Consider the following 25,959-nt stretch of genomic DNA (forward strand, 5'->3'; position numbering starts at 1 on the left):
CCGCGCCGAAGATGATGTTCGCGTCCGGGTGGGCCGCGTCGGTGACCAGCTGGGCGGCGTCGTTGATCTCGAACATCCGCGCGGGTGGTCGCTGCGGCGCGGATGGTCGCGGCGGCGTGGGTGCGCGGGGCCGGGCAGGTACACGGGGCCGGGCGGGTGGTCGCGGGCCAGCACGGGTGGTCGCGGCGGCGCGGGTGCTCGCGGGCCTGCGCGGGTGCTCGCGGCGGCGCGGATGGTCGCGGCGGCGCGGATGGTCGCGGCGGCGCGGAAGGCCCAAGCGGCGCGGGGAGTCGAGGCGGCGGCAGGCGGCCAGGGACGGCGCGGAAGGTCCAAGCGGCGCGACGGCTGGGCCGCGCAGGCAGGCGGGTCGCGCGGGTCCCCCGGAGCTAGCGGGGCGGCGCAAGCTGGCGGGGCCGCACAGGTCGCCGGGACGGCGCAAGCCGGCGGGGCCGCGCAGGTCCCCGGGGTCGGCGGGGCGGTGCGGGGCGGTGGGGCCGCGCAGGTCGCCGAGGCGGCGCAGGCTGGGGGGCGGCGCGGGTGGACGGGGATGACCCAAGCGGCGTGGCGGCAGGGCCGCCCGGGGCAGCGTAGGCGGCCGAGGGTGGCCGGGGTGGTGCGGGCGGCCCGGGTGTCGCCGCGATGCCTGTCGCAGGAATAGGAATCTTGCGCAACCGGCTCAACATGGCCGTCGAATCGCTCAGGCCGGCTCGTCGTCAACCGAGCAGCGCAACCGGCCGCACCTCACCGATCAGCCCACCGAAGCCGGCCGGCCCGACCACCAGGCCCGCGCAACCGGCCTGGAATGGCCGACCAGCCCACCACCCAGCCCAGCCCGGGTGACCAAGTCCCCCACCGGCACCACAGCGCGGCAGCGAACAACGACCAATCCCCACCGCGCGGGAACCGCCTCCCGAACCCCACGCCCAGAGACCGGTGCCCCCTCCCCTGCCCGTCACATGACACCAGGCAAGGCGGCGGGGATGGGGTGACCATTTACGGCATAAAGCGCCCCCAGTCAGCCGTATGTGGTCACCCCATCCCCGCCGCCGTCCAGAGCAAGCAACCCCACCCCACAAAGCGAAGCAAACAGATCAGGCCCCCAACAGCCAGGACGCAAGCTTCCGAGCCTTAGCCGGCCCCCAAGACCCCGGCGCATAAGCCACCGGCGCCGGCGGCGACTCCAGCAACGGCCCCACGGCCTTCCAGGTAGCGCTCAACCCATCCGGCCGAGTGAACAACGACCGATCCCCAGAAAGCACATCGTGGATCAGCCGCACATAAGGCGGCAGCGGCTCCGCGTCAGGCAGCGACGACAACGGCAACCGCACCGCCCCCGTGTCCAACTCAGTCGCCACTCCCGGCCTCTTAGCCAGCAGCGACAAATCGATCGCCCCGTCCCCCGCGAGGTCGAACGACAGCACATTCGACTGCGCCGGCAGATCTTTCAGCGGCCCGGAAGGCTGCTTCAGCACCAGACTCACCACCTGCCGACTTTCGGCGAGCTTCTTGCCGGTACGCAGCAGGAACGGCACCCCCCGCCACCTGGGGTTGTCGATCCACAGCTTGGCCGCCACGTACGTGTCGGTCTTCGACCCCCGCTTCACGCCCTTGATCGACTTGTAGCCGGTGTACTGCCCGAGCACCGCCTCGCCCGGGTCGAGGGGCCGAAACGCCTTGATGACCTTTTCTCGCGCCGCCTGGAGGTCCGCCGCCCCCAGGCTGGCCGGTGGTTCCATCGCGACTTCGGCCGCCACCTGGAACAGGTGGGTCACCAGCATGTCGAGCACCGCGCCGGTCGCATCGTAGAACGAGGCCCGGTCTTCGACCCCCAGCGTCTCCGGCACGTCGATCTGCACGCTGGACACGTGCTCTCGGCTCCACAGCGCCGCGAACGCCTCGTTGGCGAAGCGGGCCACGTGCAGGTTCTGGGTTGCTTCTTTGCCCAGGAAGTGGTCGATTCGATAGACCTGTTCCTCGTCCAGCACCTTGTGCACGAGCCGGTTCAAGGATTTGAAGGACGACGGCGACGTGCCGTACGGCTTCTCGAAGACCACTCTCGCCCCGGCCGCCAGTCCGTGCGTGCCGAGCGCCTCGGTGATGTCCGGGAATGCCACCGGCGGGATCGCCAGGTAGTGCACCAATTGCGCCGAGGCGCCCAAGGACGAGCGGGCCGAGGAGATGACGTCGAGCAGGCTGCCCGGGTCGTCGGAGTTGAAGCCGCCGCCCGCGAACCGCAGCCGGGACGCGAATTCCTTCCAGGGGCCTTTGGCCGGGGCCGGCCCGAATTCGGTCAGCGCGTCGTGGACGTGTTTTTGGAAGTCTTCGTGGGAGACGTCGCCGCGCCCGTTGCCGACCAGGATCCAGTCGTCGGGCAGCAGACCTTCGATCGCCAGTGTGTAGAAGGCCGGCAGCACCATCCGCCGGGCCAGGTCGCCGGTGGCCCCGAAGAGCACGAACAGTGTGGGGCCGGGAGTCTTCGCCATGCTTCGGCGTTTGCCCCCGGAATTACGGCCTCACACCGGTTGTGACGACCGGAACGTTCCGCGGTAGGCCTGCGGTGTGGTGCTGAGCCGCTGGGCGAAGTGGTGGCGCAGGGTGGCCGCGCTGCCGAAGCCGGCCCGTTCGGCGATCACGTCGATGCCGAGGCCGGAGTCTTCGAGGAGGCGGCGGGCGAGCAGGAGCCGTTGGCCGATGAGCCAGTCGTGGGGGGTGGCGCCGGTTTCCTCGCGGAATTTGCGGGCGAAGGTGCGCGGAGCCATGTGGGCCATCTCGGCCATGGTTTCGACCGAGTGCGGCTGGTCGAGGGTTTCCATCACCGCGGTCAGTACGGGTTGCATGGTGGCGCAGTCGACGGCCTTGAGCGGGGTTTCGATGTATTGGGCCTGGCCGCCGTCGCGGTGGGGCGGGACGACCATGCGGCGGGCGAGCATGGTGGCGACCGCGCTGCCGTGTTCCTGGCGGATCAGGTGGAGGCCGGCGTCGATGCTGGCCGCGGTGCCGGCGCTGGTGAGCACCCGCCCGTCCTGCACGTAGAGCACGTCGGGGTCGACCTGGGCGGCCGGGTATTGCCGGGCCAGCCGGGCCGTGTGCAGCCAGTGGGTGGTGCAGCGGCGGCCGTCGAGCAGGCCGGCCGCGCCGAGCGCGAAGGCGCTGGTGCACACGCTCATCACCCAGGCTCCTCGGTCGTGGGCGGCGCGCAGGGCGTCGGTCACGGGCGGGGGCGGGGCGAAGTACGGGTTGTCGAAGGGCGCGACCACGACGAGGTCGGCCGACGCCGTACGGGTCAGGTCGTGTTTGACGGCGACGTCGAAGCCGGAGCGGCTGGGGACGGGGCTGCCGTCGATCGAGCAGACGGCGAAGTCATAAGAGGGCAGGCCCTCGGCCGAGCGGTCGTAGCCGAACAGTTCACAGAGGACGCCGAGTTCGAACGGGGCGACGTCGGGGAGGGCGATCACGGCCACGTTGCGCAGCATGTGACGCAGCATACGGCCGCTTGGCAGGATTTTGAAGATGTATGGCATATCTGCCACTGTCGGGGTGCCCGAGACACGACGATGCTCGATGTATGGAAATCGTTCTGGCGCTGTTCTTCCTGGTCATCCTGGTCGCATCGATCGCCGGCAAGGTCGCCGACACGCACGACAGCAACAGCTGGCACAGCCACACGTGAAGGGGCGCTGGGGCGGCCCGGGAGCCGCCCCAGCGCCGAAATCAGATCTTCGCCGGGATCAGGATCGAGTCCGGCAGCGGCGCCGCGATCGGCGGCCGCTTCTTGCCCGGGCCGGCGGCCATGGTGGTCGCCGCCGGAGGCGGCACCGGCTTGAGGAACGGCTGCGGCGCGTCGGTGCACACCGTTCCGCGGGCCGGCGGCCTGCCGGTCAGCAGATAGGTGTCGATCGCCGTGGTCGCGCAGACCCCGGAGCCGTACGCGGTGTGGCCCCAGTTGTTGCTCGACAGCAGCACCGAGTTCGGCAGCAGCCGGCTCGACGAGACCGCGCCCCGGTAGTTGGTGGCCGGATCCCAGAAGCTGCCGACGACCAGCACGGGCGCGGCCGTCCGGCGGGTGAACGGCCCGGTGTACGCGTCCTCGTCGCGCACGGTCCAGGTCCTGCCGGCACATGGGCTGTCGATCCAGGCCCAGGAGCGCCCGAAGTACGGCGCCTCGGCCTCACGCCGATCGGCGAACCACGGCCAGGCGTCCGCGTTCGGCGGGAACCGGCCGTCGGTGCAGATCACCGTCGAGCTCGCCTCCGCGCTGTTGTCGTACGGGAAGTCGTACGCCCGGGAAGCGCCGGCGGTCCGCACCCGCTTGACCAGAGCGGCGGTGGAGCCGCCTTCGAGCGCGTCGGCGACCTGCCGAGCGATCGCGGTGACCTGGTCGCCCGCGTCGAACTGGTAGAGCGAGCCCAGGATCGCGCTGACGAAGACCGCGTACGTGACCTGGATCGTGCCGCCCTCGCCGTCCGGCAACGCCAGCGGCTTCTTCTTGAGCTGCTCGGCGATCTGCCGGAAGTGCCGGACCGGGTCGCCCTCGGCGAAGACGCACTTGGACTCGCCGGCCTTGTCACAGCGCTTCAAGATCTCGATCAGGGCCTTGTACGACCCGTCGCTGGACCGCAGCCGTTCGTCGATCGGCTGGCGAGTGTTGCCGACCCACGCCGTCGGGTCGAGCACGCCGTCCACCACCAGCGCCCGGAAGCGGTCCGGGAACAGGTTGGCGTAGTACTGGCCGAGCGCGCTGCCGTAGCTGAAGCCGAGGTAGTTGAGCTTCTTGTCGCCGACCGCGCGGCGGATCACGTCCATGTCCCGGGCGACCTCGGCCGTCGAGGCGGCGCCGGTCAGCGGCTTGCCGGTGGTCGAGCACGCCTTACCGAGCAGCTTCGACCCCTGCACGTACGCCTTCTCCTCGGCCGGCGTGACCGGGAACGGGACGTTCATGAGATCGAGAACGGCAGTCTGCTCCTTGACCGACTTGAAGCAGCGCACGTTCTCGCTGGCGCCGATGCCGCGCGGGTCGACCCCGACGACGTCGAAGCGCTGCAGCATCGGATCGCTGAGCCAGTACGGCGCGGCGAGCGCGAACTCGGTGGCCGAGCCACCCGGCCCGCCCGGGTTGACGAACAGGCTGCCGATCTTGGCCGCCTGGTTCCTGGCCTTCACACGCAGCACCGCGATCTCGGTGGTGGCGCCGCGCGGGTTGTCGTAGTCCAGCGGAAGCCGGACGGTCGCGCACTCGGCGATCTGGTAGCACTTGTACCAGCCGAGTTTCGGGGTGGGCACCGCGTCCACGCCGGTCTTCCGGCCGCCGGCGAGCGCGGGCGCCGCGCCCAGGCCGGCGACGAGCACGCCGGCGAGAGCCGCGGTGATCAGTCGGTGCGTCTTCAGAGGCATACGAACGACCCTTCTGACGGGGATGGCGGCGAGCCGCCACACGACGCCCGGCATAGTAGACGGTCGATGCACGCAGGGTGATCTTCAAACTCGGGCAAAAGGCCGACAACTGCCTGAAGTCAATTCCCTGATAGACGGAAACCTTTACGGATGGTGATCGTCCGGTCGGCAACCTTTCGCATGGGGCAAGGGGGGTGACATGGTTCCGACAGCATTTGGCACAGTGGACGGATGCTGACCGACGTGGACCTGCCGGCGCCCGGCTTGCTCTGGACCCGCTGGGCGACGCTGGCCGCCGCGCTGACCGGCATCGGGCACGACGACGTCTGGTTCGTCGACGACCGCGGCGCCCACCACGACGATCACGGCGGCAGCTGGGCCCGGCTGGCCCTGCTCGACGGCGCCCGGGCCGTGCTGTTCGGCTACGACCGCGATCACAGCGCCACGGCCGACGCCGACCCGCCCATCGACCTGCTCACCGAGGCCCCGGACTGGCTGCCCTGGGACGATCTGACCGAGCTGGCCGAGACCGACTCGCTCGGCTTCGTGGTCTGGCACGCCGAGGGCCGGTGGTCGCGCACCCGTTACCGCGACGGGGTGGCCGACGGGCTCGTGCAGACCGTCGGGGCCGTGCTCAGCAACGAGAACACGCTGACCGAGCTGGCCGAGATCGTCTCCGAGTGGGGCCGGCACGAGCTGCGCGCACCGGCCGAGCGGGACGACGTCCGGGCCGCCGGTGAGGAGCTGCTCTCGGCCGCCGTGCGGGGCCAGGTCGCCGGGCCGGCTTTCGAGCGGCTGCTCGGCCGCCTGACCGAGCCCGCACTCGACCTGTCGGCCGCGCTGGCCTGCGCCGACACCGGTGGGATCACCGCGGGCCGGCGGCCGCCGCGGATCACCCCGGGCGTACGGCCGCCGATGCGCCGCGTCCGCAAGCTCAGCCAGGGTGAGCACGACCGCCTGGTGTGGGCCGCCATGCAGGACGCGCCCGAGCTCAACCGCCCCGAGCCGCCGTCCACCGACGAGCTCGCGGCGCTGGTGGCCTGGATGCGCGACCGTTCCCCGCACGGCGACGGCCGTTGCACGGCCCTGGTCTACGCCGACGCGACCAGCCTCAGCGCCCAGCCCGGCAAGCACCCGCCGCTGGAGCGGCCCGACGAGGCCCGCTTCGCGTCCTTTCAGGAGTTGAGCGATCTCGTCCGCCGGCTGCGCCGGGCCGAGGCCGACCCGCGCTACGGCCGCTGGCTGTTCCTGCGCGTGCAGACCACCGCGACCGACGTGCTGATCGAGCGCCGCTACGACTCGTGGCCCAAGTGGTGGGCCGACGACGGCGTCTCCGGGCCGTGGCGCACCAACCTCCAGGAGGAGATGGCCGCCCGCGGCCCCCAGTGGCGGCCGGCCTGGGTGCGTTTGCTCGACCCCGAGGTCGCGTACCGCCCGCTTTAACGCACTTTCTCCTCAGCGAGAAGGGCGACCGATTTCGCGAGGCGGCGGGCCCGGGTCTCGGCGGTCTTGGCCGAGGTGAGCTGATCGACGTGGTAGCGCTGGTTGCTGAAGGACAGCGTCGTCCAGAAGTCGCGGGCTTTCGGCTCGGCGTCGAGCGCGGCCTTGAGGTCGTCAGGCACCTCGAGCTCGCGCGGCGCCGTGTCGAGCTCCACCTCGACGTCGAAGACCTCGCCGCCCTCCACGCCCGCGGCGGCGCGGCGCTCGGCGCTGACCCCGAGCCAGTAGCTGCCGCCCATCTTGGCGATCGCCGAACGCATGGTGAAGCCGTTGAAGGTCGCGACGACCTTGGGCCGGCCGCCCCCACCGAGCCCGGTCACGACCTCGTCGGGCACCTCGAAACCAGTGGTGGTGCCGCCGGTCTTCTGCAGTTCGGCCCGAAACTTCATGATCGCTCCTCGGTGAGACTCGACCAGTCTAGGACCAGCGGGATCAATTCTCCGGTGCTCCACAACGGCAGTTGGTCGAGAAAATGCGGGCTCTCCGGATCTCCGGCCGCGCCGAACGGAACGACCCAGCGGCTCCGGCTCCGGTCGGCGATGTCCCAGACATACCGCGCGACCGGGCCCTTGCCGCACCGGTCGGTGACGCCGGGAATGCTCGAGGTGCACAGCGGGGTGTCGCGCTCGCCCGACAATTCCGTCCGCGGGATTTCCACGTCCAGACCAGGCAGCCGTACGGGTTCCAGCAGGTGCCGCTCGCCCCACCGACCGGAATCAATGGTCGCCGGATCGACCAGGTCGGCGGGTTCCAGATGCAACGCCGCGAGCACGCTGTCCTGAAAGAGGCCGACTCTCGCCCGCGGATCGACCGCGAAGACGGCGTCGAATCCCGGGTCCTCCCGCAATCCGCGTAGGGCCTCGTGCTCGTAAAGACGCCGGGCCACCTCGCTGCGTACTGCCGCCCGATGACCGGCCTCGACGCTGTCGGCCGGCATGCTCGTGTCCATGTGAATCCGCTCGGGCGGCGTCCCCAAGTCGACCAGTTCGCGAATACGCTCGGCCCGTTTCTTGGCGGCAAAGGAGACGCCGTACGCCTCGGTGTCCGGCCGGCGGTCGTTCGCGTTGACCGCGCTCTGTTTCTCCTCGCGGGTCATCGGGACATAGCCCGGCTTCCAGACGTACGCCGACTCCCAGGCCGGCACGGGCAGATGCTTGTTACGGTCGTCGCGCAGCGGGACCCGGCCCACCGTGAGCTGCAGAAGCCGCCCGCTCGTATCGGCCGTGAGGATGCTGTTGACCGGCTCCACCCAGCAGGCGAGCGCGTCCGCCACGTCATCCACCGTGCGCGCGTGCAGCAGCGGCAACAACGCCCCGAACCCGAGCTCCAGGTCCGTGCGAGTGGGCGTACGGAGTGAAAGGTTCCGATCGATGACCGGCCCCCGGGCGGTCTCCACCACCTCGACGTCGACGCTGTCACCGCCCCGAACCGGAATGCTCTCGGCGTGGCGCTCGATCGGCTCCCAACCGCCCGGCCCGCGCGCCTCGTCACCGCGAATCTCCTCGAGGTAGAGATCCTGATAATCGGCCTGCGCATTGGTCACCGCCCAGGCGACGCTTTCGGCCTGCCCGAAATGCTGCACCCCCGGCACGCCCGGAAAGGTCAGCCCGAAAACGTCGAACTCCGGGCAGGCCAGCCGCACCTGCTGATAGCCACCCGGCAACTCGATCTGCCGATGCGGATCCCCCGCGATCTCCCCCGGGATCGCCCACGCATTGCTGCCGGTCTCCCCCGGGCCCTCCGCGTCGAACCAGCCGACCTTGTCCTCACCGAGCGTCCGCGCAACGTGCGCATTGAACATCTTCGCCGTGAAACTGCCGAACAAAATGTGCCGCGCCAGAAACACTCCCAGTGGCGTCCACGAATGCCAGGCCACCCCCGCACTGCGAACCCCTTCGGCATACGCGGTCAGCCATTCCTGCGTCCGGTGGTCCAGCCCGGCGTACGCCTTCTCCGCCGTGTCCCTGATCCGCGCCCGCCGCGCGAACCGGTCCCAGCCCAGCCCTTCGCCCCCGACCAGCTCGCTGAGCAGCCCCTCGGCCCGCCGCCGCTCCACCTCCAGCTGCTGCCGCCGGTCGGCGACCGCCACCTTCCCCTGCAGGAACGCCAGCTCATCGACCGAATCGGCCCGCAGGTGCGGAATCCCGTACGCGTCACGAAAGACCTTCATGCCTGACATCCTTACCGTCCCCGCCCCCGGGTTTGCCAGCGGAGATCACGATGATGGGGTGATCGTGCTGAGCCGGGCGTCGGGCGAGTGGGTCAAATGGCGGGTCGGACGGGAGCGGCTCGCCTGGGCGCCCTCCGCCGGGGACGGGTTCTCGTTCGATTTTCCGGCGCCGGTGGATGGCAGCGATCTCGCGGCCATCCTGTTCCTCCTGCCCCTGGCGATCTTCGTCGTGCTGGGGCTGTGGCTGCTTCTGGTGACCTTGCTGCGGACGGCGGTGGTGCTGCCGTACCGGCGGATCACCGACCGATGGCCGGTCACGGCGTACGTGGTGAATGGGCCTCGCGACGCCGGGATGTACCGCGTCGTCGCGGGCCGGAAGATGGCGGACGCGCTCAAGCGGCAGTGGGCGTCCGACATCAAACGCTACGGACGCCCGCGCATGCTGATCGACGTCTTCACCGTTGGGAGTCGAAGTGTGCCTTCATGGCCGGGTAGTAGTCGCCGAAGTCGGGCATCGGACGCCCGTCGCGGGCGGCGACCAGACCGTCCAGGTAGTACTCCCAGCCGGGACCGAAATCACCGACGCCTTCCGTGTCGGTCAAGTGCTGAGTGAAGCGAAGTTCGGTCACGCCATCGCTCTCGGTCAAAACCATCTCCAGGTAGAAACTGCCGTAATCGGTGACCGACGACAAAGCCAGATGGCGCGGAGCCTCACACGCGTCGATCGTCATGTCGGTCCAGGGCCGCCCCTCCTCGTGCACCATCTGCACCTGGATCGTGGCGCCGACCGCGGCCTCGCCCTTCCACGGCCCGTACCACCGGGCCGTCCGCTCGGGGTCGGTGAGACTGGCCCAGACGTCCTCCACCGGCGCATGAAACGCCCGGGTCAGCACCAGATCCTTACCGACCAGCCGGCCGGTGGGAGTCGGACTCATGCGCTCTCCTCCTGCTCTCCGTCGGCCCCGGCAACCCGGCGCCGCTCACGCTCATCTGGATCGGCTCCGGCGGTGCGCCGCCGATCGCGTTGATCTCGATCGGCCTCCGTGGCCCGGCGCCGGTCGCGGCGGGTGCGGTAGACCTCGGTCTCCAGCGCGTCGAGGCGATGCCCCCAGCCGGCCGGCCCGGTCAGCCGGCCCAGCCAGCCCGCCAGCTCCTCCAGCGGCTCGGTGACCAGCGCATAGACCCGCCGCCGCCCATCGGCTTCGTCCCGCACGACCCCGGCCTCCCGCAACACCCGCAGGTGCCGGCTCACCGCCGGTCGGCTGATCGCAAACCGCCCAGCGATCTCCCCCGCCGACAGCTGCTCCTCCCGCAGCATCAGCAGAATCTCCCGCCGCACCGGGTCAGCGATCGCCCCCGCCACCTCATCCACCACGAAAGCGTAACTCATCGGTTACACGTTTGGAGCGCTGTAACCACTCCTCCCGGAAGGAAGCGGCGATCATTGCGCTGACGCGGATCCGCTGCCCGGCGAGCGGGTCGGACCGATCGTGGCGGTGAGCGGCGCGGCTGAGCAGCCGGATGGTGGGCGGCCGGACGGTAGGCCGGGCGGCCGGGCGGCAGAGGGTCGGCGGCCGGGCGGCTGAGGGTGGGCGGCCGGGCCGGCAGGCGGCTGGGCGGCCGAGCGCTGGGGGTGGGCGGCCGGGCGGCCGGGCGACGAAGGGCACGGCGCGTTCGAAAGACCCGGCGAAGAGCACGGCGCCCATTCGGGCAGCGTGCGACGGATCAGCTGCGCTGGCCCGCCGCCGGGTCGGGGGTCACGTGGGCGGCGAGATACGGGCCGGTGACGCTGTGGGGGTTGGTGGCGATCTCGGCCGGGGTGCCCTGGGCGACGATGCGACCTCCGTCCGGGCCGCCGGTGGGGCCCAGATCGAGGATGTGGTCGGCGGCGGCCAGGACGTCCAGGTCGTGGTCGATGACCACGACGGTGGCGCCGTCGGTCAGGAGGCGGTCGAAGACCTCGGCCAGGGTGCGGATGTCGAGGGGGTGCAGGCCGGTGGAGGGTTCGTCGAGCACGTAGAGGACGTTGCGCTGGCTGCTGCGCAGGCGGGCGGCGATGCGCAGGCGCTGGGACTCGCCGCCGGAGAGGGCGGGGGTCGGTTCGCCCAGGCGCAGGTAGCCGAGGCCGACGTCGACGATGGGGCGCAGGGAGCGGGCGATCGTGGGGTAGCGGTCCAGGGCCTCGCGGACGGTCAGGGCCAGGACGTCGGCGATGGTGAGGTCGTCCACGCGTACGGCCAAGGTCTGGTCGTTGAACCTCGCCCCGTGGCATGTGGGGCAGTCGACGGTGATGTCGGGCAGGTATTGCACGTCCAGGTCGATGGAGCCGAGGCCGCGGCAGGTGGGGCACTGGCCCTGCTTGGTGTTGAAGGAGAAGTGGGCGGGGGTGCGGCCCGACGCGGCGGCGAAGTGGGCGCGGAGGGCGTCGAAGGCACCCGAGTAGGTCGCGGGGGTGGATCGGGCGTTGAGGCCGATCGGGGTGGCGTCGATCTCCACCACCTGGCGCAGCGGGCCCAGATCCAGCGACGTGACGTGTGTGGGCCACGGCCGGCCGGCGAACTGGGCGCGGGCGGCCGGGACCAGGCTGTCGAGCACGAGCGCGGTCTTGCCGGCGCCGGACGGGCCGGCCAGCGCGGTCAGCCGGTTGATCGGGAAGCGGGCCGTCACGCCGCGCAGATTGTAGAGACGGTCCACGGTGATCTCGGCGGCGTCCGTCCAGGTCCGAAGTGAACGCGACACCGCCGGTTGACCGGCCAGGAACGGGCCGATGATCGAGCGGCGGTCCTTCTGGAGCTGGGCGGGCGTTCCTGAGGCGACGACGGTGCCGCCCGCCCGGCCGGCGCCCGGGCCCATCTCGATGATCCAGTCGGCGGTACGGATGACGTCCAGATCATGTTCGACGATCACCACCGAGTTGCCGTTGCCGGCCAGCGCGTCGATGGTCTTGCGGAGCCCCTCGACGTTGCTGGGGTGCAGGCCGACCGACGGCTCGTCCAGCACGTAGAGCATGCCGGTGGTGCTGGTCCGTACGGTCGAGGTCAGCTCGATCCGCTGGCGCTCCCCGGTCGACAGGGTGGCCCCGGCCCGGTCGAGGCCGAGGTAGCCGAGGCCCAGGTCGAGCAGCGGGCCGATCGCGCCGCTCAGCTCGCCGGTCAGACCGGTGGTGAGCCGGTCGAGCTCGGGCGGCATCAACGGCGGCAGCTCGTGGGTGAAGGCGGCCAGGTGGTCCAGGTCGAGCGCGCTGATCTCGGCCAGGTTGCGGCCGGCCAGCCGCGAGCGCAGGGCCTCCGGGCGCAGCCGGGCGCCGTGGCAGACCGGGCAGGTGTGCGAGTTCAGGTATTTGCTGTTGCCCGACTTCTCGGCGGCGGTGACCGCGTTGTCGTACGTGACGTTGAGCTGCACCGGCCGCCCGTTGCGCCCGGAGACCGTGACGACCTGCTTCACCGGCTCGCCGTGCAGCACCTGCTCCTTCTCTTGGGACGACAACCGGCTGTACGCGATGTCGAGCCGGACGCCGAGCTCACCGGCCGCGTACATGCTCAGGCGGCGGCCGCCCACGTTCCACGGCAGCACCGCGCCGTCGGCGATCGTCTTGCTCTCGTCGGGCACCAGCGTCGCCGGGTCGACCTCGTAGACCGTGCCCAGGCCGTCACACCGCGGGCAGGCCCCGATCGAGTTGAACGCGAACGACTCGGCCCCGGGCGCCTCGAACCGGGCCCCGCACACCGGGCAGGTGATCTCCATGGCCTGGGTGGCGATCGACGGCGGCACGTCGTGGCCGTTCGGGCACACATGCGTGCCGAGCCGCGACATGGTCAGGCGTAATACGTTCAGGACCTGGCTCATCGTGCCGACCGTGCTGCGCGGCCCCGGCACCGGCGGCCGCTGCCGCAGCGCCAGGGCGGGCGGCAGGTGGTCGATCCGGTCGGCGTCGGGCCGCTGGGCCTGGGTGAGCCGGCGGCGGCTGTACGTGCTGAGGCCCTCCAGGAACCGGTGCAGCCCTTCGGCGTACAGGGTGCCCATGGCCAGCGAGGTCTTGCCCGAACCGGACACGCCGGCGATGACGACGGTCTGCCACAGCGGCACATCCACGTCGAGGTCGCGCAGCGTGTTGTGCCGTACGCCCCGCGCCTCGATGGCCCGGGGCAGCATGTCGAGCCTCATGCCTCCATCAAAACCCAGCGGTCAGGGCTTGTCCGCCGAGATCAGGTGTGTCGGTAGCCACGGTCCGCTCCACCACTGCCGCCAGCCCAGGTCGCGGCGGGTGGCGCCCAGGGGCTGCAGGCGGCGCTGGTACTGCTTGGTGTGCCGCAGGTCGGCGATCAAGAGCCGGCCGCCGGGGCGGAGAACCCGTACGGCCTCGTCGATGGCCTTGTCGCGGTCGGCCGCGGCCGTGAGGTTGTGCACGACGACGTTGGAGACGACGACGTCGAAGGAGGCGTCGGGGAACGGCAGGGCGGTGATGTCGGCCGTCTCGAGCGTGACCCGGTCGGCCACCCCGGCCGCGGTGGCGTTGCGCATGGTGGCCTCGGGACCGTTGCCCGACTGGTCGGCCCGCCACAGATCGACGCCGACGGCCCGGCCGCCCGGCACCCGCAGCGCGGCCGAGATGAGCAGGGCGCCGCGACCACACCCCAGGTCGAGGATCTGCTCGTCCCCACGCAGGCGCAGATCGTCGAGCAGGCGGCCCCAGACGACGAACTTGCCGACTCGCGAGGCGTAGAAACCCAGCGCACAGCAGGCGGCGATCAGCACGACCCCGATCAGCGGCCAGAAGGTCCGCTGCAGCACCGCCTGCAGCAGACCGGCCACGATCAGGATCGCCGGCACGGCCAGCAGCTTGGGCGCGTCGATGCCGTAGTTGCCCGGTGGCCGCACGGCAACCGTCTCTGTCCCCGTCATGCCCGAAGAATAGGGCGTGATCTCCATTCTGGAGTGCCCGCTCCGCCCGCCTCCCCGTCGGGCGAAATGCCGTTGACCATGGTTGAGGCGGGTGGCATGCTGCGGGAGCACCCGCGCGAAAAGGCGCGGGCACTCTGCTCGAGGGACTGAAGCCTGTGATCACGGTTGGCCTGCCGGCCGCCTGACGGCCGTTCCGTCCTGTCTTCTTTCTTTTCTCTCTTCAGCAGAGGCTTCTCAAAATGATCTTGGATGTGCGCATCCAGCAGTCCGTCGTGGCCAACCTCTCGAAGCGCCCCACGCCGGTCCACACCGGGCCGTTCGTGATCGGCGTCGACCCGGGCACCGACAGCCCGGGCATCAACTACGCGACGCCGATCCCCGGCGCCGCCATCTCCGGGGCCGATGTCACTGCGCTGGTGGCGGCCTTCCGGTCGTACGCCCGTAAGCCCCGCCTTGAATATGTGGTGAGCACCGCCCCCGGCCTGGAGGAGCTCCTTCTCGCCGCCGGCTTCACGGTCGAGGAACGCCACGAGTACCTGGTCTGCACCCCGGGCTCCCTCCGGACACCCGCGACCGGTACCGATCCGCACGAGCCGGCTCCGACCGGCATTGATCCGCGCGGGCTGGCTCCGGCTGGCATTGATCCGCGCAGGCCGGCACCGGCTGCGGCCGACATTGATGGGCGCGGGCACGCTTCGGCTCCGGCCGGCTATGAGCTTCGCGGGCCGGTCACCGACGCCGAGCTGGCGGCCATGATCGGGGCGCAGAACGTGGCCTTCGGCGGGGAGCCGACCGCCACCGAGGCCGACATCGCCCGGATCCGGCGGCTGGACGCCAACGGCGGCGTCAGCGTCATGGCGATCGCCCCCGACGGGACGTGCGCCGGCGGCGGCCAAGCCGTCCCGCCCAACGACGGGGTCAGCGAGGTCGCCGGCATCGCCGTCACCCCGGCGCATCGCCGGCGCGGCCTGGCCGGCGCGATCACCGCCGAGATCACCCGCCGGCTCTTCGCGGCCGGGGTGGAGATCGCCTGGCTGGAGGCGTCCGGCGAGGATTCGTGGCGGGTCTACGAGCGGGTCGGTTACCGCCCGTCGGGCCGCCGTCTTTACATCGCGCTGGACTGACCGGCACGGGCCGGGCTACATAACGCAGCCCGGCCCGCATCACTCTTCAGGGCCGATCGGCTTCCCTGAGCTGATCGCGCTCAAGCGTCCAGGCCGGCAGGTCGAGGGTGATCCGCCACGGCTTCGTGACCGTGACCCGCTGATCACTTTCCTGCTGAATGCGGTATTGACCGCTCGCATTCAGAACGAACTCCGTGAAGGTCACGCGCTCGGCCAGCGGATCGATGATCCAGTAGAGCGGGATCCCCGCTTCGGCGTAGTCGTCCCACTTGGTCTTCCGATCAATGATCTTCGACGAGGGCGAGATCACCTCAACGGCGAGACAAACGTCTTCCACACGCTGCGGCGAGCGAAGGCCTTTGGTAAACGGGATGACGACAACGTCCGGACGCCGCTCGTTCCTGCCATCGAGCCAGACGGACTGGTCCTGACCGATATAGAAGTCAGGCGGCCGGTGCTGACGCATTGCCAACAGGATGAGGCTGCTGATGTTCTGGTGCAGGGGCACCGCGGAGGGGGTCAAGACGAGCCTTCCGTCGATCAACTCATAGTGAAGATCCTCGGGAAGGTCCGCCAGGTCGTCGACAGTGAGGTCCTGTCGTTCGAGTAGGCGCGGGTCAACTAGCTGAAGGGAAGCGGTCATCGATGCCTCCTCGATGGGATCGCGACTCACCATACTAGGCTCCAGACTAGTTGCTCAATGCCATCTTGGCTCGGGTTCTGGAACTATCGTAATCCGGCGGTCAGTGGGTCAGCTTGGCTACGCGCCCGGTCGGCCCGGATGCCCAGCACGACCCGTCGTGGGTGCACTCCACCGCGTCGAAGTTGCCGGTGTCGAAGCGCTTCCAGGTGCGGCCGCCGTCCCGCGAGTAGTCGCTGCCGGTCGGGCCGACCGCCAGGGCCACGTTCCGCGACGCCCAGGCCGAGCCCGAGCGGTACTCCCCCGGGACCGTGCGGGCGGTCCTCCACGCACGTCCGTGCAGGTAGGCCGCGCCGTCCGGCGCCGCCGCGGGGGCCTCGTAGTCGCCGCCGACGGCGATCGCCTCGCCCGACGGGCGTACCGCCAGGCTGTAGATCCCGGCCGTCGGGCCGCTCGGCACCGGCGTGTTGGCCACCGTCCAGGAGCGGCCGGCGTCGCGAGAGGTGAAGACCCGGGCCGTCGCGCCGCCGCCGGTGGCGAAGAACGCCTTGCCGCCGGCCGAGACCAGGCAGGTGCCGCTCGCGGCGAAGGCGAACTCGCCGGTCAGCGCGGCCGGCATCCCGGCGGACGAGCGGACCTTCCAGGAGCGGCCGCCGTCGTCGGTGGCGAGGATGCGAAACTTGCCGTCGACCGGGTCGGACAGGGCCAGCCCGTGCCGCCGGTCGAGGAACGTCATGCAGTCGTAGAACGCGGCCTCGTCGGAGTTGCGGAACGCCTCGCGCCAGGAGCGGCCGCCGTCCGTCGTCGCGTACACCCGGGAGGCGGCGCCGGTGCCGATGGACAGGGCGAACGCGGTCCGCGCGTCGAACGCCTCGATGTCGCGGAACAGCAGGTCGGACGCGCCCGCCGGGCTGACGTCGGCCCAGCTGCGGCCACCGTCGACGGTGCGCAGGACGGTGCCGGCCGAGCCGGCGACCCAGGCCACCCGGGAGTTGACCGGGGCGAGGCCGCGGAACTGGGCGGTCGAGCCGGTCTCGGTGAGGCGCCACGCGAGGGCAGAGCCCGCCGACGCGGCCGAAGCGGGCATGACGGCCAGAACCGCCGACGCCGCCAGAACCATCGACAACTTTCGCTTCAAGGTCATGTCGCGGAACTTACCCGTGTGGGCCACCACACGGAAACCGGGAGCGCACCCGTTTGGAAACCCCGGCATACCACAATGTGGGACATGGAGACTGTCACCGTCGCGATCACGCGCCGCGCCGATCCGTCGCGGACGGCGGAGATGATCGCCTGGGTGAACGCGGGCACCACCCTGGCCGAGGACTTCCCGGGTTTCCTGGGCACCGGCTGGGTGCGCCCCGACCAGGCGTCGAGCGAGTGGCACATGCTCTACCGGTTCGCCGACGCGGACGCCCTGCGCAACTGGGAGGAGTCGCCGCAGCGGCGCTGGTGGCTGTCGTCGGCCGAGGGCTTCGTCGAGCACACCCGGGTCGAGCGCCGCACCGGCATCGAGGGCTGGTTCGATCCACCGCGTGAGCAAGATGTCCAGAATGAGACGAAAGCCCCGCCGCGCTGGAAACAGGCCGTGACCATCTGGCTCGGCTTCTTCCCGATCAGCCTGCTGGCCGCGTTCACCCTCAATCACCTGATCATGGATCTCAACGTGGTCGTCCGGACGCTGATCAGCACCCTGTGCCTGACCCCGATCATGACGTACCTGGTGCTACCGCAGGTTACCCGCGCCCTGCAGCCCTGGCTCAAGCGTTAGCGGCCGTCCAGCCGGGCGCGGAGCCGGATCGTGTCGCCCACGGTCCAGCCCGGGGGCGGCGCCAGCGCGGCCCAGCCGTCGACCGCGCCGGACTTGTACACGTGGCCGTGCCCGGTCGGCACCTTGTTGGCGAAGACGGCGTCGACCGTCGTCTGCCAGAACGTGACCACCGGGTACCACTGCATGGCCGGCGTGATGTCCGGCCCGCGGGCGCCGCTGAGCCACTGGGGTTTCTTCCAGAGCAGGTTCGGGTTCCAGTAGACGACCGGGTCGGACGAGTTCTGCATGTAGACGACCTTGCGCGGCGGCCCGGCCAGCTCGCGCAACTCCTCGGCCCGCGAGGAGAACTCGACCGGCAGACCGCGATACGACGGATCCCAGACCGGCGTGCCCGGGTCCCGGCCGGCGGTGAGCGCGTGGTGGATCGGGTTGGCGAAGGTCGGGCCCTCGAGCAGGATCCCGTCCGCGCCCTCGACCATCTTCTCGGCGCTGCCGAAGGTCTTCTCGGTGCCGTACGTGCCGAGGCTCTCGCCGAAGATGAGCAGCTTGGGCCGCTGGGCCTCGGGCATCGCGGCCCACCGTGCCTGGACGGCCGTGATCAGGGCCGAGCTGGCCTCGACGACCTTGGACCGGTCGACCAGGAAGGAGATCACGCTCGGCAGGTACGAATACTGCATCGAGACCAGCGCGGTGTCCCCGGCGTACATGTACTCGAGCGAGCTCGGCACGGCGTTGTCGACCCACCCCGTGCCGGTCGGCGTGAGGACCGCGATCACCTTGCGGCCGAAGGCGCCGGTGCGGTCCATCTCGCGGACGATCAGGGCGGCCCGCTCGGTGACCGAGTCGGCCGACGACAGCCCGGTGTAAAGCCGGATCGGGTCCTTCACCGGCCGGCGGGCGAAGGCCGCGAGCTGGTCGTGGCTGGGCGCCTTGGCCACGAAGTTGCGGCCCTGCCGGCCTAGCGACTCCCACGACACGAGCGAGGCCGGGCTGCCGGAGCGCAGGGGCGACATCTGCCGTTCGACGCCCCGGCCCGTACCGCTGTCGGTGACCGCGGCCGAGCGGTCGGCGGTGGTGTAGAGGTTGCTGACCAGCAGCCCGTCGAACGCGGTGTAGCTGAGCAGGGTCACCACCACGAAGCCGGCGCAGTAGGCGGCCGACTCCGGCACGAGCCGGCCGAAGAGCCGGGCCAGGCCGTACGCGGCGAGCCGCAGACAGCGCGCGACCAGCAGCAACACCCCGAAGGTCAAGAGAGAGACCCCGACCGTACGGATGAGGTCGTACTCCTGTTGCGGCGCCATCCCGAGTCGCAGGCGCAGGTCGCGCTGCCAGCGCGTGCTCATCCACAGGAAGATCAGGATCAGCGGCGGGACGAGCAGGAACAGCACCTGCCAGGCGATCCGTTCGGCCCGCCGCGACGGCCACCAGCGCAGCCGGACGAGCGCCCCGATCATCGTGCCCAGCCCGTAGCCGATGGCGGCGGTCAGGCCGGCCACCACGCCCTGCAGGAACCACGGGCGCGGCAGCAGCGACGGCGTGTAGGACAGGCAGTAGAAGACGGCGCCCAGGCCGAAGCCGGTGACGCTGAACGCGCAGCGCACGACCCGGCGGCGGGGCGGGATCGCGACGACGGCGGAGTCGGGGCCCCGGCGCTGCGTGGGTATCCAGGGGCGGGGCGGCGCCGTCACCACGAGCCTGCGCATGGACCGCCCCCAATCAGCCGCAATCGCAGGATCATCCCGATCCGCCCCGCACCGCAAGCACCTTTACCTGCGGTTGATCGGTTTCGGCGGCGGTACCTGCGTACTCGCCCGGTCCCGTCCCTTCGTGCGCTCGGCGTCAACTTCGACAATCCGGGCCACGGGTTCTCATTGAGTCCGGCCCCCGGCTGCCGATCACAAGCGGCGAGGAGGGTCATAACCCATGCGATTGCGCACCTGGATCGCGGTCCTGATCAGCGTCGTCCTGCTGGCCGGCGCGGGCACGATCGGCATCCTGGTCAACCGGTCGGCGCTGCGCGCCGCCGATGAGGTCCACCGGGCCGACTCACGCGCGCTCGGCGTGAACAACAAGACCCTCGTCGGGGCCATGCAGGCCCTGTCCGCGGGCGAGCTCGGCAAGTTCCTGACCGAGAACTCGCTGCATCTCGGGAAGGACAGCGCCGCCGACCGGACGGCGTTGCGCCTTCTCGCGTCGAAGAGCACCTATTTCGCGTACGGCACCCTGACCCTTGACCTCAAGGGCAACGTGCTGACCAGCTCGCGCGACTCGGGTCTGCCCGCCGCCGGCGACGCCGGCTGGCAGCCGATGCTCGACATGATCACCCAGGGCGGGCGGTACGGCATCTCGTCGATCATGTCGATCGACGCCACCTACCTGGAGGCCGTGGCCGTCCCGATCACCGTCAGCGGCAGCCCCGTGGCCCTGCTGGTCGGCCTGAACGAGGTGGCCAAGACCCCGCTGCAGCAGTACACGGTCACGCTGGGCAGCAAGGCCCACCTGACCACGATCGTCGACAGCACCGGCACCATCGCGGCCACCAGCGACCCGACCGACCTCGGCCACAAGCTCGACCCGGCCATCCGCAACGCCATCGCCGAGGACCCGGCCGTCGAGTTCGTCGAGTACACCGACCTCGCCGGCACCAAGATGATCGCCATCGTGGTCGGCGGCCTGCCCGGCGGCTGGTCGTACGTGCGCACGCAGAGCCAGGCCTCGTTCGACGGCGCGGTGCACACCAAGAGCCAGACGCTGAACCTGACCCTGCTGGCCATGCTGCTGATCGGCGTGCTGGCCATCGCCGCCCTCGGCTACCGCACCATCAAGCAGCGCCGCCAGGCCGACGAACGCTTCCAGGCCCTGTTCCAGCACGCGCCGGACCTGGTCTCGGTGCTCGACGCGCAGGGCGACATCGAGTACTCCAGCCCGAGCGCCAAGGCCATCCTCGGCTTCGAGCAGGGTCAACTGGTCGGCAGCAGCGTCTTCGACATCGTCCACCCCGACGACCGCGACTACATGCGCGAGCAGTTCGGCCTGCTGCTCAGCCGCCGCGACGCGGTGCTGCGCCTGCAGTGCCGTTCACGCTCCATCAAGGGCGAGTACCGCTGGTTCGAGTTCACCGCGTCCAACCAGATGCACAACCCGGCCCTGCACGGCGTGGTCATCAACGCCCGGGACATCTCGGAGACCCGCGCCTTCCAGGAACGGCTGGCCCACGAGGCGCAACACGACGCGCTGACCGGGCTGCCCAACCGGCGGCGCATGCAGGACGCGCTCGGCGCCTCGCTGCGCGACCAGCCGGTCGGCGTGCTCTTCGTCGACCTGGACGGGTTCAAGCCGGTCAACGACGCCCACGGCCACGAGGCCGGCGACGAGCTGCTGCGCCAGGTCGCGTACCGGCTGACCGGCTGCGTCCGCGAGGGTGACGTGCTGGCCCGGGTCGGCGGCGACGAATTCGTCGTGCTCATGCCGGGCGTCCGGGCCACCGGCGACACCGACGCCATGTGCGCCCGGATCCGCGCGGCGATCGAGGAACCATTCAAGATCGACGGCAACGAGGTACGCATCGGGGCCAGCGTCGGCGTGCACCTCGCGCCCAGCGCGGGCGACCCGGACGAGGCCCTGCGGGCGGCCGACCACGCCATGTACGCGGTCAAGAAATCCGGCCGGGACCGCCGGGGCGGAGGCGGGCGGCACCGCGCCGAGGCGTAAAAGTTGGCACACTAGGTGCATCTTCCCGATCGAAGGTGGTGCCGGCGGTGTCCAACATCCTCTCGCGTCGTGATCTCGACTTCCTGCTGTACGAGTGGCTCGACGTCGAGGCGCTCACCAAGAGGGAACGCTTCGCCGAGCACTCCCGCGAGACGTTCGACGCCTTCATGGACGTCTCGGCCCAGATCGCCGAGCGCGACTTCGCCCCGCACAACCGGCGCAGCGACCTCGAGGAGCCGACCTTCGACGGCGTACGGGTCCAGGTCATCCCCGAGGTGGCGGCCGCGCTCAAGGTTTTCAACGAGACGGGGCTGATCTCCGGGACGATGGACGCCTCGCTCGGCGGGCTCCAGCTGCCGGCCGTGGTGGCCCGGGCCTGCTTCATGTGGTTCCAGGCGGCGAACATCGCCACCTCGTCCTATCCGCTGCTGACCATGGCCAACGCCCACCTGCTGACCACGTACGGGACCCCTGAGCAGGTGGCCCGTTTCGTCCAGCCGATGGCCGAGGGGCGGTTCACCGGCACCATGTGCCTGTCCGAGCCGCAGGCCGGCTCCTCGCTCAGCGACGTGCTGACCCGGGCCGTCGCTCATGAAGACGGCTCGTACCGCGTCACCGGCTCCAAGATGTGGATCTCGGGCGGCGACCATGAACTGTCCGAGACGATCGTGCATCTCGTGCTGGCTCGAGTCGCGGGGGCGCCGCCCGGCGTGAAGAGCCTGTCGCTGTTCATCGTGCCCAAGCACCACGTGGCCGCGGACGGCACGGTCGGCGAGCGCAACGGCGTCACGCTGGCCGGGCTCAACCACAAGATGGGCTGGCGGGGCACGACCAACGCGGTGCTCTCCTTCGACGACGCGACCGGCTACCTGGTCGGTGAGGAGGGCAAGGGCCTCGCGTACATGTTCCACATGATGAACGAGGCCCGGATCGGGGTCGGCGCGGGCGCGGTGGCGCTCGGCTACACCGGCTACCTGCACGCCCTCGACTACGCGCGGGAGCGGTTGCAGGGCCGGCCGGTCGCGGCCAAGGACCCGGCCGCGCCACCCGTGCCGATCGTCGACCATCCGGACGTACGCCGCATGTTGCTCGCCTCGAAGGCGTACGTCGAAGGGGGTCTGGGCCTGATCCTCTACACCTCGAAGCTGCTGGACGAGCCGTCGCCCGAGAACGACCTGCTGCTCGACGTGCTCACGCCGATCGTGAAAGCGTGGCCGTCGCAGTGGTGCCGGCTGGCCAACGACCATGCCATTCAGATCCACGGCGGGTACGGGTACACGCGGGAGTACCCGGTGGAGCAGTTTTACCGGGACAACCGGCTGAACTCGATCCACGAGGGCACGGACGGGATCCAGGCTCTGGATCTGCTCGGCCGCAAGGCCGTGATGCAGGGTGGGGCGGGCTTGTCGCTTTTGTTGGCTTCCATCCGCGCGTCATGCTCCGGCGAGCTGGGCGCGCCTGTGCTGGCCGCTTGCGACCGGGTCGCGGCCACTACCGCCCGGCTCTGGTCGGATGGCAATCCGACGGTCGCGCTGGCCAATGCGACGGCCTATCTCGACGCCGTGGGGCATCTGGTGATCGCTTGGATCTGGTTGCAGCAGCTAGCGGCGGTTGGGGACAAAACGGGCGCGTTCTATGACGGGAAGCGGCTCACGGCCCGCTACTTCATCACCCATGAGCTGCCGAAGATCGGGCCGATGCTCGACCTGCTCGACTCGCGCGACACGCTGCTGGCCGACCTCGACCCCGCGTGGCTGGGCTGACATGGCGTCCCCATCGATCCAGGTCGAGGTCGGCGATCTCGAGGTGCGGGTGTCCAACCCCGACCGCGTCTACTTTCCTGACCTTGGGCTGACGAAGCGTGACCTCGTCGACTACTACCTGTCGGTCGGTGACGGCATCGTGCGGGCACTGCGTGAGCGCCCGTGCATGCTGCACCGCTTCCCCGACGGCCTGGCCGGCGAGAAGGTCCACCAGAAACGCGTCCCCAACGGCGCCCCGCCCTGGCTGGAAACGGTCCGGATCAAGTTCCCCCGCTACAACCGGACCGCCGACGAGCTCTGCGTCACCAAGCTGGCCGACGTCATCTGGGCCGTGCAGATGTCCACCGTCGAGTTCCATCCGTGGAACTCCCGCCGGGCCGACACCGAACAACCCGACGAGTGGCGCATCGACCTCGACCCGATGCCCGACTGCCCGTTCGACCGGGTCCGCCGGGTCGCCGGCGTCGCCCACGAGGTCCTGGACGACCTCGGCATCACCGGCTACCCCAAGACCTCCGGCGGCCGCGGCCTGCACGTCTACGTCCGCATCCGCCCCGACTGGGGTTTCGGCGACGTCCGCCGGGCCGCCCTGGCCTTCGCCCGCGAGGTCGAACGCCGCGCCCCCGACGACGTCACCACCACCTGGTGGCGCAAGGACCGCGACCCGGCCGCCCTGTTCGTCGACTACAACCAGAACGCCCGCGACCACACCATCGCCAGCGCCTACTCGGTCCGCGGCAACCAGCGCGGCACCGTCTCCACCCCCATCACCTGGGACGAGATCCCCGACGTGGAACCGGACGACTTCACCATCCAGACCGTCCCCACCCGCTTCGCCCAGCTCGGCGACCTGCACGCCCCCATCGACGGCCAGCACTTCTCCCTGGAGACGCTTCTGGAGTGGGCCGACCGCGACGAGAAAGCCGGCCTGGCGGGCCCCGCCGACCCGTCATGACCTGCATAGCCGGCATCACCGTCACCCCCGGCGGCGACTCCGCCGACAGCGACGGCCGGCCCGCGGCCGCACGGTCCTCCCGGTCGGCCTCTACCTGACGGGCTGACACCCTCACCGTCATCCAGTCAGCGTGACGCCGTTCGTAGCAGGCGCAGGGCCCCACCGGCATCAAGAGCGCCGATAGCGATGAGACGAGGCCATCTGTCTGTACATTTTAATGTAACCGCGGCCATGGCGTGACAAGCCTTTTTCACGAATGACGATCCGGCCTGGCGCGCGAGCCGGGAACCGCAATTCTTCGAGGTTGTCATGATCGAAAACTGACGTCACCGGCCCGGGTGCGGGACAATTCTTGCATGCGAGGTCAGATGTCATTGTTCAGCCGGGCCGAGACGGCAGCGATGCGCGATCGCACCAAGGCGAAAAACTATTCTACCGAGCGCGAGGAATTCCGGCGTGCCCAGAAAAAGCGCCGCGACTGGGGATTAGCGCAACGGTACGCCGAGAAGCAGCGCCGCATGTATGGATCCGTGGAAGCGGCCCGGGCCGAGTTCGCTCGGTGCGCCCGCGAGCGGCGCATCCCCAAGCCTCCGGCCGACTGGACTGTCGCCGCCGAGCCCGCCGCAGCAAACCCCACCACCACACAAGCGCCTCTCACCTCCGAGCCCGGCACACCGCAGCCAGCAACACTCACACCGACGTCCCCCGCGCCGGCAACGATCGAGCCGATGGTGTCCGAGCCCGCACCTCAACTACCAGCAGCGATGGAACCGGCAGCACCCGCAGCCGCACCCCACCTGCCAGCGGCGACAGAACCGGTCGTGCCCGTGCCCGCGCCCCGGTTGCCGGCGGCGACAGAACCGGTCGTGCCCGCGCCCCGGTTGCCGACGGCGATCGAACCGACACCGGCCGTGACCGCATCTGCGCCCGGCGGGTCCGTCACGCCGATCAGCGGCTCGATCGCCGAGGTGATCACACCCGTCCCCGCCCTGCCGCATGATCAAGTGGACCGGACCCGTTCGGACGCACGCCGCGCTATCGCCTATCCAGTCGAGCCGCCCCGGGCCTACTGGTCGTACCTCGCAACCCGAAAGAGAATTAACGACGGCCGGCTCGCGGCAACAGAACGCTTTCGCTGCAGCCGGCCACGCCATCGGAAAGACGCATCACAACCGAACCGGATTTCCTGCCTCGCGCCGGACCGGCACAAACAGTTCCACAGAGAGAAACGTCAGCCACAAGGCCCGGCGTAGCCAATTCGGCAAATCCGCGCGCTCGCGTGCCGAGTCTTCATGACCGTTCGGGGCACGTGGTACCAACTGCCGGACACGGATGTCGTATCGGCCCCCGGCCCCCGACCCCCGACCCCCGGCCGAGGATCAGTCGGCCCAGGCTGCAGAGCGACAGCGCCTCGGTAGGTCGCGCGCGGGCTCTTCCGCCTCGCTGTGCCGGCCTCGCCCCCATTTCGAGGCCGGCACGGTGGGCGGCACCTCGGTCAGGCGCTCCGGGCGGCGAGGCCGGTGACGGGGCGGCCGCGGACCGGGCGCTTCTTGCTGGCTTTGCGGGCGGCGCGGGCCAGGCGGGCCGAGGTGAGCAGGCGGCGGTGGTCGGTTTCGGCGAGCAGGTCGCGGTGGTGGTCGTTGGCGAGGGTGAGCATGAGGTCGGAGTGGATCAGCATGGCTTGGTCTCCTTGTCGGCTGGTGATGTCTTAATCGTGGGCCGGCAGGAGGGCTGACACATCGGCAGTGGTTGCGTATCTCGGCTGGTCAGGATGCTTTAGGAGCGTTCTGTGGAGGGCCTAGGTATGCCTAGATCGGCGGGGTGGGGCCGTAGTGGAGGGCTGGGCGCTTCCCTGCGGTGACGGGGTCGCTTGAGGCCGCCGCGGGGTGGGCTTGTCCTGGTGCGGGCGCTGCGCGGGGTGCGGGCGCCGGGCAGGGTACGGGCGCCGCGCGGGGTGCGGGCACGGCGCCTGCGGGGTGCGGGCGGCCGCGGGGTGAGGGCGCCGCGCGGGGTGCGGGCACGGCGCCTGCGG

20 protein-coding genes are annotated in these 25,959 nt (G+C 70.4%); 7 read left to right on the forward strand and 13 right to left on the reverse strand.

The features are described from left to right. Window positions 1-1,091: 1,091 nt before the first annotated feature. The 3 genes from AB0J66_RS48760 to AB0J66_RS48770 all read right to left on the reverse strand — a co-directional run bounded on the left by AB0J66_RS48760 (window position 1,092) and on the right by AB0J66_RS48770 (window position 5,391). On the reverse strand, window positions 1,092-2,453 hold the full coding sequence (locus tag AB0J66_RS48760; protein WP_364676107.1) for a glucose-6-phosphate dehydrogenase (NADP(+)): 1,362 nt from the start codon (window positions 2,451-2,453) through the stop codon (window positions 1,092-1,094). A 60-nt stretch (window positions 2,454-2,513) separates the two neighbouring features. After that, window positions 2,514-3,473, reverse strand: coding sequence for a helix-turn-helix domain-containing protein (locus AB0J66_RS48765; protein WP_364676110.1), 960 nt, complete (start codon window positions 3,471-3,473; stop codon window positions 2,514-2,516). A gap of 238 nt (window positions 3,474-3,711) precedes the next feature. Continuing rightward, window positions 3,712-5,391, reverse strand: coding sequence for an alpha/beta hydrolase (locus AB0J66_RS48770; protein ID WP_364676112.1), 1,680 nt, complete (start codon window positions 5,389-5,391; stop codon window positions 3,712-3,714). A gap of 231 nt (window positions 5,392-5,622) precedes the next feature. Between AB0J66_RS48770 and AB0J66_RS48775 the strand changes: the two genes are divergently transcribed. Continuing rightward, on the forward strand, window positions 5,623-6,834 hold the full coding sequence (locus AB0J66_RS48775) for a hypothetical protein (RefSeq protein ID WP_364676115.1): 1,212 nt from the start codon (window positions 5,623-5,625) through the stop codon (window positions 6,832-6,834). Here the strand turns inward: AB0J66_RS48775 and AB0J66_RS48780 are convergent. The 6 genes from AB0J66_RS48780 to AB0J66_RS48805 all read right to left on the reverse strand — a co-directional run bounded on the left by AB0J66_RS48780 (window position 6,831) and on the right by AB0J66_RS48805 (window position 13,963). Beyond that, entirely contained in the window at window positions 6,831-7,280 is a 450-nt protein-coding gene (locus AB0J66_RS48780; RefSeq protein ID WP_364676118.1) for a YdeI/OmpD-associated family protein, read from the reverse strand. The two genes, AB0J66_RS48775 and AB0J66_RS48780, sit on opposite strands and share 4 nt — an antisense overlap. After that, window positions 7,277-9,061, reverse strand: coding sequence for a penicillin acylase family protein (locus AB0J66_RS48785; RefSeq protein WP_364676120.1), 1,785 nt, complete (start codon window positions 9,059-9,061; stop codon window positions 7,277-7,279). The genes AB0J66_RS48780 and AB0J66_RS48785 overlap by 4 nt, the downstream gene beginning before the upstream one ends. Window positions 9,062-9,516: 455 nt before the next feature. Beyond that, complete coding sequence (locus AB0J66_RS48790; RefSeq protein WP_364676123.1) at window positions 9,517-9,996, reverse strand: SRPBCC family protein; 480 nt, start codon at window positions 9,994-9,996, stop codon at window positions 9,517-9,519. After that, the gene (locus tag AB0J66_RS48795; protein WP_364676125.1) at window positions 9,993-10,451 is read right to left on the reverse strand and encodes a metalloregulator ArsR/SmtB family transcription factor; all 459 of its coding nucleotides are present in this window, start codon (window positions 10,449-10,451) and stop codon (window positions 9,993-9,995) included. The genes AB0J66_RS48790 and AB0J66_RS48795 overlap by 4 nt, the downstream gene beginning before the upstream one ends. A 335-nt stretch (window positions 10,452-10,786) precedes the next feature. Continuing rightward, on the reverse strand, window positions 10,787-13,225 hold the full coding sequence (locus AB0J66_RS48800; protein ID WP_364676128.1) for an excinuclease ABC subunit UvrA: 2,439 nt from the start codon (window positions 13,223-13,225) through the stop codon (window positions 10,787-10,789). Window positions 13,226-13,246: 21 nt separating this feature from the next. Continuing rightward, entirely contained in the window at window positions 13,247-13,963 is a 717-nt protein-coding gene (locus AB0J66_RS48805; protein ID WP_364676131.1) for a class I SAM-dependent methyltransferase, read from the reverse strand. A gap of 239 nt (window positions 13,964-14,202) precedes the next feature. On the opposite strand from AB0J66_RS48805, the gene AB0J66_RS48810 reads away from it, so the two are divergent. Continuing rightward, a complete protein-coding gene (locus AB0J66_RS48810; protein ID WP_364676133.1) occupies window positions 14,203-15,087 on the forward strand; it encodes a GNAT family N-acetyltransferase in 885 nt (294 codons plus the stop codon). 46 nt (window positions 15,088-15,133) lie between these two features. On the opposite strand, the gene AB0J66_RS48815 is transcribed toward AB0J66_RS48810, so the two are convergent. Next, on the reverse strand, window positions 15,134-15,730 hold the full coding sequence (locus tag AB0J66_RS48815) for a Uma2 family endonuclease (protein ID WP_364676136.1): 597 nt from the start codon (window positions 15,728-15,730) through the stop codon (window positions 15,134-15,136). Between the two features lie 100 nt (window positions 15,731-15,830). Continuing rightward, entirely contained in the window at window positions 15,831-16,871 is a 1,041-nt protein-coding gene (locus AB0J66_RS48820; RefSeq protein ID WP_364676138.1) for an oxidoreductase, read from the reverse strand. Between the two features lie 84 nt (window positions 16,872-16,955). On the opposite strand from AB0J66_RS48820, the gene AB0J66_RS48825 reads away from it, so the two are divergent. After that, window positions 16,956-17,498, forward strand: a complete 543-nt coding sequence (locus AB0J66_RS48825; RefSeq protein ID WP_364676141.1) for an antibiotic biosynthesis monooxygenase — start codon at window positions 16,956-16,958, stop codon at window positions 17,496-17,498. Here the strand turns inward: AB0J66_RS48825 and AB0J66_RS48830 are convergent. Further along, a complete protein-coding gene (locus AB0J66_RS48830; RefSeq protein WP_364676143.1) occupies window positions 17,495-19,201 on the reverse strand; it encodes an alpha/beta-hydrolase family protein in 1,707 nt (568 codons plus the stop codon). The two genes, AB0J66_RS48825 and AB0J66_RS48830, sit on opposite strands and share 4 nt — an antisense overlap. Window positions 19,202-19,421: 220 nt before the next feature. Between AB0J66_RS48830 and AB0J66_RS48835 the strand changes: the two genes are divergently transcribed. The 4 genes from AB0J66_RS48835 (at window position 19,422) to AB0J66_RS48850 (ending at window position 25,180) form a co-directional block, all read left to right on the forward strand. Continuing rightward, complete coding sequence (locus tag AB0J66_RS48835) at window positions 19,422-21,209, forward strand: sensor domain-containing diguanylate cyclase (protein WP_364676146.1); 1,788 nt, start codon at window positions 19,422-19,424, stop codon at window positions 21,207-21,209. Between the two features lie 47 nt (window positions 21,210-21,256). Next, window positions 21,257-22,972: an acyl-CoA dehydrogenase gene (locus tag AB0J66_RS48840; protein ID WP_364676147.1), complete on the forward strand. Its 1,716-nt coding sequence runs from the start codon at window positions 21,257-21,259 to the stop codon at window positions 22,970-22,972. 1 nt (window position 22,973) lies between these two features. Next, entirely contained in the window at window positions 22,974-23,927 is a 954-nt protein-coding gene (ligD, locus tag AB0J66_RS48845) for a non-homologous end-joining DNA ligase (protein WP_364676150.1), read from the forward strand. A 356-nt stretch (window positions 23,928-24,283) separates the two neighbouring features. Further along, on the forward strand, window positions 24,284-25,180 hold the full coding sequence (locus AB0J66_RS48850) for a hypothetical protein (protein WP_364676153.1): 897 nt from the start codon (window positions 24,284-24,286) through the stop codon (window positions 25,178-25,180). Between the two features lie 242 nt (window positions 25,181-25,422). On the opposite strand, the gene AB0J66_RS48855 is transcribed toward AB0J66_RS48850, so the two are convergent. Continuing rightward, entirely contained in the window at window positions 25,423-25,605 is a 183-nt protein-coding gene (locus AB0J66_RS48855; protein WP_364676155.1) for a hypothetical protein, read from the reverse strand. Window positions 25,606-25,959 lie beyond the last annotated feature (354 nt).

Source organism: Actinoplanes sp. NPDC049598 (assembly GCF_040675435.1).
Taxonomy (GTDB): Bacteria; Actinomycetota; Actinomycetes; order Mycobacteriales; family Micromonosporaceae; genus Actinoplanes.

Coding starts and splice junctions, on each gene's coding strand:
- AB0J66_RS48805 (WP_364676131.1), bottom strand. CDS start 13,963: ATGACGGGGACAGAGACGGTTGCCGTGCGGCCACCGGGCAACTACGGC.
- AB0J66_RS48795 (WP_364676125.1), bottom strand. CDS start 10,451: ATGAGTTACGCTTTCGTGGTGGATGAGGTGGCGGGGGCGATCGCTGAC.
- AB0J66_RS48830 (WP_364676143.1), bottom strand. CDS start 19,201: ATGCGCAGGCTCGTGGTGACGGCGCCGCCCCGCCCCTGGATACCCACG.
- AB0J66_RS48835 (WP_364676146.1), top strand. CDS start 19,422: ATGCGATTGCGCACCTGGATCGCGGTCCTGATCAGCGTCGTCCTGCTG.
- AB0J66_RS48820 (WP_364676138.1), bottom strand. CDS start 16,871: ATGACCTTGAAGCGAAAGTTGTCGATGGTTCTGGCGGCGTCGGCGGTT.
- AB0J66_RS48770 (WP_364676112.1), bottom strand. CDS start 5,391: ATGCCTCTGAAGACGCACCGACTGATCACCGCGGCTCTCGCCGGCGTG.
- AB0J66_RS48775 (WP_364676115.1), top strand. CDS start 5,623: ATGCTGACCGACGTGGACCTGCCGGCGCCCGGCTTGCTCTGGACCCGC.
- AB0J66_RS48810 (WP_364676133.1), top strand. CDS start 14,203: ATGATCTTGGATGTGCGCATCCAGCAGTCCGTCGTGGCCAACCTCTCG.
- AB0J66_RS48850 (WP_364676153.1), top strand. CDS start 24,284: ATGCGAGGTCAGATGTCATTGTTCAGCCGGGCCGAGACGGCAGCGATG.
- AB0J66_RS48855 (WP_364676155.1), bottom strand. CDS start 25,605: ATGCTGATCCACTCCGACCTCATGCTCACCCTCGCCAACGACCACCAC.
- AB0J66_RS48800 (WP_364676128.1), bottom strand. CDS start 13,225: ATGAGGCTCGACATGCTGCCCCGGGCCATCGAGGCGCGGGGCGTACGG.
- AB0J66_RS48765 (WP_364676110.1), bottom strand. CDS start 3,473: ATGCTGCGCAACGTGGCCGTGATCGCCCTCCCCGACGTCGCCCCGTTC.
- AB0J66_RS48815 (WP_364676136.1), bottom strand. CDS start 15,730: ATGACCGCTTCCCTTCAGCTAGTTGACCCGCGCCTACTCGAACGACAG.
- AB0J66_RS48825 (WP_364676141.1), top strand. CDS start 16,956: ATGGAGACTGTCACCGTCGCGATCACGCGCCGCGCCGATCCGTCGCGG.
- AB0J66_RS48790 (WP_364676123.1), bottom strand. CDS start 9,996: ATGAGTCCGACTCCCACCGGCCGGCTGGTCGGTAAGGATCTGGTGCTG.
- AB0J66_RS48780 (WP_364676118.1), bottom strand. CDS start 7,280: ATGAAGTTTCGGGCCGAACTGCAGAAGACCGGCGGCACCACCACTGGT.
- AB0J66_RS48785 (WP_364676120.1), bottom strand. CDS start 9,061: ATGAAGGTCTTTCGTGACGCGTACGGGATTCCGCACCTGCGGGCCGAT.
- ligD (WP_364676150.1), top strand. CDS start 22,974: ATGGCGTCCCCATCGATCCAGGTCGAGGTCGGCGATCTCGAGGTGCGG.